Origin of the sequence: Burkholderia sp. BE12 (assembly GCF_002959955.1) — a bacterium.
Taxonomy (GTDB): Bacteria; Pseudomonadota; Gammaproteobacteria; order Burkholderiales; family Burkholderiaceae; genus Burkholderia.
Genome location: NZ_PREY01000031.1, coordinates 80,947 through 87,299, shown reverse-complemented (window position 1 = coordinate 87,299; position 6,353 = coordinate 80,947). Strand labels below are relative to the sequence as shown.

Below are 6,353 nucleotides of genomic sequence, written 5' to 3'. Positions count from 1 at the left end.
GGGATGGGGGGGCCGGAGCTTGGTTTCAACTCTCCGTAGGTGTAGCTATCGATAATTTATTTCGATAGTCTTTCGTGCGACCTCCTGCGCAAGACCAGAATTTCCGTCGATACGCTTCCCGACACCTTGGCAATTGGACAAGCAGGGCAATGCCTGCGTTTGAAATCCTCGGAAGCGACCTACCGTGAAGCACAGCCGTGGCGACGCTAATCCTTTTATTGCCGATTCCACGAGACATCCGCCGTGGTTTAAGACCGAGCGCGACTATGCCGCGATGGCATGGAAGAAGTCTTGTCCCTGATAAGTATTCACGATCAGCCTAAATCGCGAATCGCAATTGGACCTCTCCAATTTGGAGATGGACGATCGTTTCACTTGCCGTGCATAAAAGGCTTCTTGAAGCGAAATCGTGAGACGAATGTAGCGAAATAAGCCGACAAATACCGGTCGCCGCTGCATTGCCATCTTCGATGGATCTTGCCGCGCGCCATCTCTGACGTGCCGCGCGATCCCTGCAACGAATCCCTCAAGACATTGCATGCGTGACGAGTCGACAGGCAAGCGTGCTTGCACGGGCGAACGAAAATTTTCAGGTGTTTTCGCGCGACGAAGATTCACATAACGACGGAGGTGGGACGGAGATGGAGATGAACATGCAAGAGATTCACATAAGTGAATCTGCTCCCAAAAAGTTGTCGGGAAACATGGGCCCGATCGGCCTGGCACTGATGGTGCTCGCATTCTCGGCACCTTTGACGACGGTATCCGGTTACATCCCGTTCGCGTTGATGTTCGGGGGCGTCAGCAGCCCCGTCCTGTTCGTCGTTGTGACGATCGCTCTTCTGTTTTTTTCCGTCGGTTACGTGACGCTCAACAATATCGTCAAGCGCCCGGGCGACTTCTATGCGTTCGTGAGTTTCGGTATCGGGAAGTCGACCGGCCTCGGCTCGGGCATCCTCGCGGCGGTATCGTACTTTCTGCTGCTCGCCGGCGTGACGTCGTTTTTCGGCGTGTCCTGTTCCGACCTCCTTCATGAAACGACCGGTGCCGTGCTTCCGTGGTATATCCCCACGCTCGCATGCTGGCTGGCCTGCGGGATCCTCAGCTATCTGCATGTCGAGTTGTCGGCAAAAGTCCTGACGTGGATCATGCTGCTCGAGATCGCGGTGTGTCTCGTCTTTTCGTTCTTCGTGCTGGTGAAGGGCGGGGCGGCGGATATCTCGGCCACCGCGCCGTTTGCGCCGAGCCAGCTGTCGAAGAGCGCGAGTGTGCCGTTCTCGGTGCTGTTCATCGTCGGCTTCTTCATGGGATTCGAGGCGACCGCGCTGTTCCGGGACGAAGTCCGGATGCCCGACCGGACGATTCCGGTAGCCACTTATGGTGCGGTCATCTTCATCGGCGTCGTCTACACGATTTGCGCGTACGCGCTGATCATGGCCTATGGGTCGCATGTCCAGGACATCGCTACCAAGACACCCGCCGCAATGTTTCCCGACGCATTCTCGAAATTCGTCAGCGGTCGTCTCCATGTCGTGATCTCGCTGCTGGTACTGACGTCTGCGTTTGCGTCGGCGCTGTCGACGCAGAACGTTCTGGCGCGCTATATGCACAACCTCGGCACCGACGGCGCGCTGCCGCGATTCCTCGGCAAGGTTCACCCGCGGCACGAGTCACCCTATCTTGCATCGATCACGGTGTCCGTGATGGTGCTCTGCGTGCTGATCCCCTTCATCGTGCTGGGCGCCAAGCCGGATCTGCTCTACGGGCAACTCTCCGGCGTAGGTACGTCGGGGATCGTCGTTCTGATGGCCATCGTCAGCATCTCGTCGTTGGTGTGGTACAGCCGAAGCGGCAGGCACCAGGGCGTCAGCTTTTTCAAGTCGGCGGTCGCACCCGCGATTTCCTCGGCATTCTTCATCGCGCTCGTCGTGCTGATCGCCCAGCACTTCGATGTTCTGGCCGGTGGCGATCCGGGGCAGTACGTGTGGATGTTCTACTGCCTGATTAGCGTGCTGCTCGTCGGCATCGCACTGGCTCAATACTTCAAGTACCTGCGCCCGGAGATCTTCGAAAGACTTGGCCGCAGCCATAAGGACTGAATCGTTGAACGACAGGGGCGGTGGTGTTCCGCCTCAACCTGGGTCGTTTCTCCTTGGATCCCGAGCAATTTTCGGGATCTTTTTTGTTTCTCCGGCCGTCGTTCCCGAAGCATCCGGCTACCTGTGCCGGTCGATGCGGAACCGTCGCGACCGACTCCTCATCATCCGTTCATCCAGAAGATGTCCGATTTGTCGGACGCATCCCAGACCATGGCCGTCGAGACTGCAAGCGAAAAAAACAAGCGGGCCGCAACACGCGCATCATTCTTTCTCGCCGGAATCAGCGTCGCGACGTGGGCGCCTCTGGTGCCTTACGCGAAAGCCCGGCTCGACGTCGACGAAGCTAAATTCGGCTTCCTGCTGCTCTTTCTCGGAATCGGTGCCGTCGGATGCATGCCGCTCTGTCAGCGCGCAGTCGAGCGATTCGGCTGTCGCAACGTCATCGGAGCGGGTGCCGCGATGATCTGCGGGTCGCTTCCGCTCCTCGCGATGCTGTCCGGCATGCCGGCGATGGCGGTCACGCTGTTGATCTTTGGCGCCGGGCTGGGATTCGTCGACGTCGCGATGAACATCCAGGCCACGCTCATCGAACGGCAAAGCGGCGAGCAACTGATGTCCGGTTTCCACGGCCTGTTCAGCGTCGGCGGGATCGCGGGCTCGCTGGTCGGCGGTTCGCTGTTGTCGGCCGGCGCGAATCCGCTTGGCGTGGCGGGTGCCATGGTCGTCGTCATCGCCGTGCTCATGTTTCGCTACGCGCGGTACCTGGAGCCGGCAGGGCCCGGCGAGCGCAGGGCCTCGGTGTTGATCCTGCCGCAGGGGATCGTGGTCCTGATGGGCGCCATTGCGATCGGGTGCTTTCTCGTCGAAGGCGCGATGCTCGACTGGAGCGCGCTGTTCCTGACATCCGTGAAGTCCTATGCGCAGGATCGCGCAGGCTTCGGCTATACCGCGTTCGCGATGACGATGGCGATCGGTCGACTCTTCGGCGACATGTTGATTACCCGACTCGGTTCGCGTGCGGTGATTGTCTCGGGCGGAATGCTCGGCGCGGTCGGGATGTCGATCGCGATCGCCTCGCCATCGGGTACGGGCGCGATCATCGGATTTGCGGTGTGCGGGGCCGGGTGCGCGAACATCGTACCCATCCTGTTCGCTGCCGCCGGGCGGCAAACGGCAATGGATCCCTCTGCCGCAATTTCGTCGATCACGACATTGGGCTATGGCGGCAATCTGGTCGGACCGGCAATTGTCGGCTTCTTTGCGCATGCGATCGGTTTGGATCTTGCATTTGCGTTGCTCGCCGGACTGCTTCTGCTCGCTGCGTTCGGCGGCCGGAAGATCGAGTCGTGACGTGTGCATCCCGGATGAGTTGGGGCGCGCGTGATCGAACGTTCGGCGTGCTTCGCAGATTGATTACGAATATCGATCAGTGAGCATTTTTGTTCTTCATTGGATTGAATCGGTCGCGGTTGATGTAATGCGCTGACGTCTTTCACCGTGAGCGAATGCCATGACCGATCTCTCATCCGGCGATTTCTCGGTCGCCGACATCGAAGCCGCCTATGTACGCATCCTGCCGTTCGTCGTGCGAACGCCTTTGCTCGAGAGCGAGGGGCTCACGGTATAGCTCGACCGCATCGACATCCGATTCGCGAAGCAGTGGATGCTGTCGGATCGCGGGATGACGGCGGGGCGTATGGCGTTGCGGGGCGGCCATGTTGATGCATATAGCCTGTTTTTCCGGGCAGAGACGTGCGTTCAATCGTTCGAAACTATCAGTCCAGCGCAGACGGGACCTTCGGGTCATGGCTACCGATTGGGGAATCGCAACGGTCGCGGCGCTCAATGCTCGCCGCGACGATGATGCGTCATTTACAGATCACCAATCTTCTTGAATCTCCGAGCGGTCGGGAAGTGACGGAAGTCATCGTATTTCTGCCCATAGATGAACGGCACGTATGCTGCGCGGTCTGCCAGCGTGTCGAACCACGGTACGGTCCAGGACGACTCGCCTTGAGAGTAGTACGCCTTGCCGACCTTCACAACGGGAATGGTGTGGAGCGGGTCCATCTCGTTTCCCGAGAATTTGAGCGTTGCTTGACCTTCGCGACGTACCCGGTACTCTTCGCGATTCTTCATGCAGGTGAGGATGACGTCGTCCTGCAGGCCGAGCCCAGTCACGTGTGGAGTAGCCTTGAGTTCGAAATCGAGACCCTCGTATTCGACCGGCCCGAGGTCCGGACCAAACGCACCCTCGATTTCGATAAGACGCGTGCCGTTGCGCTCGCCATAGCCATACATCTCGTGGCCGTCGACATAGAGTTGCGCGAAGCCGGTCTTCTTGGGTTCGCCCCACATTTCGCGTCCGATGGAGACAGGCATGTCACCACTCACCAGGATGTGGAGCATCGTGGTGCCTTCGAACTGCTTGTAGCGGCAGCGCAGGAACACGATTGCGCAGTCGAACTCTCCACACATCGCGCTTTGCCAGCGAGATACATTCGCATATGCGATGGGCTCGTCCGGAAGCTCGAAGCAAGGAGCGAGTACCGAGCGCAAGAATTCGCGCGTCGTCTCAAACTCGACCGTGATGCCTTCAGTCGTGAAGCGTCCGTCAGCGAGAAGTTTCTCGATTTCCTTGACTTCATCCGGTGTCTTGACAAATCCCATCGTCGTCTCCAATCAAATTCACAGTGTGAAGTGCCATCGCATGCACGCGCGATAGCGCACGCACGTCAGACACGCGAATCATCCTTCATGTCTCACGCGAAGTGCGTCTGCGCTGGCCTGAAGCAGGTCGATTACCACCTTGGTGACCGACGCAGAAGACGCCGGGTTCTGGCCAGTAATCAGCAAGCCATCGACCACGCAGTGGTCTTGCCAGTCGGCCGCCTTGGTATACGAAGCACCGAGGTTTCTCAACTCGGTCTCGACCAGATAGGGGACGACCTTTTCCAACTGAACCGCGGCTTCTTCGCTGTCGCTGAATGCGGTGACATTGCGACCGCGCACGAGTGGCGCTCCGCTCGGCGTCTTGGCTTCGAGAAGAACGCATCCGGAATGGCAAATCGCCGCGACCGGCCGGCCGGCGGCAGACAGGGCCTGGATGAGTCGAATCGAATGCGGGTCATGGCGTAGGTCGAACAGCGGGCCGTGGCCACCGGGATAGAGCACCGCGTCAACGGTATCCGGCGCTACTTTGCTCAACTCTTCCGTGTTGTCGAGAGCGCTGAGCAGGTCGCTGTCGCGCAGGTAGCGCTGGTAGACCGACGTGTCGTTGATAGCGTCGACCGATAGTGGGTCGACCGGCACCTTGCCGCCTTTCGGAGAAGCGAGCCGGACGTTGACGCCGGCGTCGACAAACGCGTAGTAGGGCACGAGGAACTCCTCGAGCCACACGCCGGTTTTGCGTTCGCTTTCGCCGAGCATGCCGTGCGAGGTAAGGATGATGAGTGCGGTCATCGGTTTGTCCCTTGGAACGTGGGCGAATGCGCCGCATTGCCGGCGCGCATCGTTTGGTTGACGTGTGCGGTGATAGTCACGCGGCGATTTGCTTCGCCCAGAGTTTTTGCGCCGTATCCCACGACTGGATAACGTGCGAGCCATCCTTCTTGATCCACGAAAGCGGGCCAATCATTTGAAGCACGAACGTGGTGTCTTCGCGCATAACGGTCTCGTCGTGTTCTGCGCCAGCCGCTTCGTAAATGAAGCCGTCTTTGATACCGAGAACACCACCGACTTCCGGACCGCCGCGCACTTGAATGGCGCCGTCGAAAATCCAGCCTTCGGCCGGGCCATGGTGAATGTGCGGTTGAAGCACCGAACCCTTCGGGCAGAAGAAAAGAACGGTCCAGAACGCCATTTCCGGCGAAACATGAAGAAGCTTCCACTTCACGCCGCCGCTGTGGAAGTCCTCCGGAAAATCCTGCCATTCGACCTGGTCAACCTGCACGTAGTCGTCCTGTGCTTTTTCCTTCATTTCGATGTCTCGCTTGGTGGGAATAGACAATTTTCAAGTTATCACCGCAGGCAAAACCCTCGTAGCCACTTTCGGCAAGCCATCCTGTAGTACGGAAAGGCGAGTGTTCGTGAACGATTTTGCTCTGGCCGCCACTGAAGGTCGGATGCGCAATTGATGGACCATTCTTGCTACCCCGGGATAAACCTTGGTCGTGGCGCTACAACCGCGGTCGAAACGATGGTTGCTCGTCGGCGTTTACGTATCCGGAAGCCTTGCGGGACGTGGGTTGCAAA

The 6,353-nt window shown here is 58.9% G+C and carries 5 protein-coding genes; 2 read left to right on the top strand and 3 right to left on the bottom strand.

What is annotated here, in order from left to right:
• The first annotated feature begins 653 nt into the window (after positions 1-653).
• Positions 654-2,099: an APC family permease gene (locus C4B30_RS28020; protein ID WP_158683544.1), complete on the top strand. Its 1,446-nt coding sequence runs from the start codon at positions 654-656 to the stop codon at positions 2,097-2,099.
• A gap of 210 nt (positions 2,100-2,309) precedes the next feature.
• Positions 2,310-3,449 (top strand): MFS transporter, encoded by a 1,140-nt coding sequence (locus C4B30_RS28015; protein ID WP_105133245.1) that lies wholly within the window; start codon positions 2,310-2,312, stop codon positions 3,447-3,449.
• A 522-nt stretch (positions 3,450-3,971) separates the two neighbouring features.
• Here C4B30_RS28015 and C4B30_RS28010 read toward each other — a convergent pair.
• The 3 genes from C4B30_RS28010 to C4B30_RS28000 all read right to left on the bottom strand — a co-directional run bounded on the left by C4B30_RS28010 (position 3,972) and on the right by C4B30_RS28000 (position 6,078).
• Positions 3,972-4,769, bottom strand: coding sequence for an acetoacetate decarboxylase family protein (locus tag C4B30_RS28010; protein ID WP_105133244.1), 798 nt, complete (start codon positions 4,767-4,769; stop codon positions 3,972-3,974).
• Positions 4,770-4,847: 78 nt separating this feature from the next.
• Positions 4,848-5,561 carry a type 1 glutamine amidotransferase domain-containing protein gene (locus C4B30_RS28005; RefSeq protein ID WP_105133243.1) on the bottom strand — a complete coding sequence of 238 codons (714 nt, stop codon included), beginning with the start codon at positions 5,559-5,561 and terminating at the stop codon, positions 4,848-4,850.
• A 76-nt stretch (positions 5,562-5,637) separates the two neighbouring features.
• Entirely contained in the window at positions 5,638-6,078 is a 441-nt protein-coding gene (locus tag C4B30_RS28000; RefSeq protein WP_105133242.1) for a cupin domain-containing protein, read from the bottom strand.
• Between the last annotated feature and the right edge of the window lie 275 nt (positions 6,079-6,353).

Excerpts from the sequence above, each read along its gene's own strand:
- C4B30_RS28015 (WP_105133245.1), top strand. The coding sequence starts at position 2,310 with ATGGCCGTCGAGACTGCAAGCGAAAAAAACAAGCGGGCCGCAACACGC.
- C4B30_RS28005 (WP_105133243.1), bottom strand. The coding sequence starts at position 5,561 with ATGACCGCACTCATCATCCTTACCTCGCACGGCATGCTCGGCGAAAGC.
- C4B30_RS28010 (WP_105133244.1), bottom strand. The coding sequence starts at position 4,769 with ATGGGATTTGTCAAGACACCGGATGAAGTCAAGGAAATCGAGAAACTT.
- C4B30_RS28020 (WP_158683544.1), top strand. The coding sequence starts at position 654 with ATGCAAGAGATTCACATAAGTGAATCTGCTCCCAAAAAGTTGTCGGGA.
- C4B30_RS28000 (WP_105133242.1), bottom strand. The coding sequence starts at position 6,078 with ATGAAGGAAAAAGCACAGGACGACTACGTGCAGGTTGACCAGGTCGAA.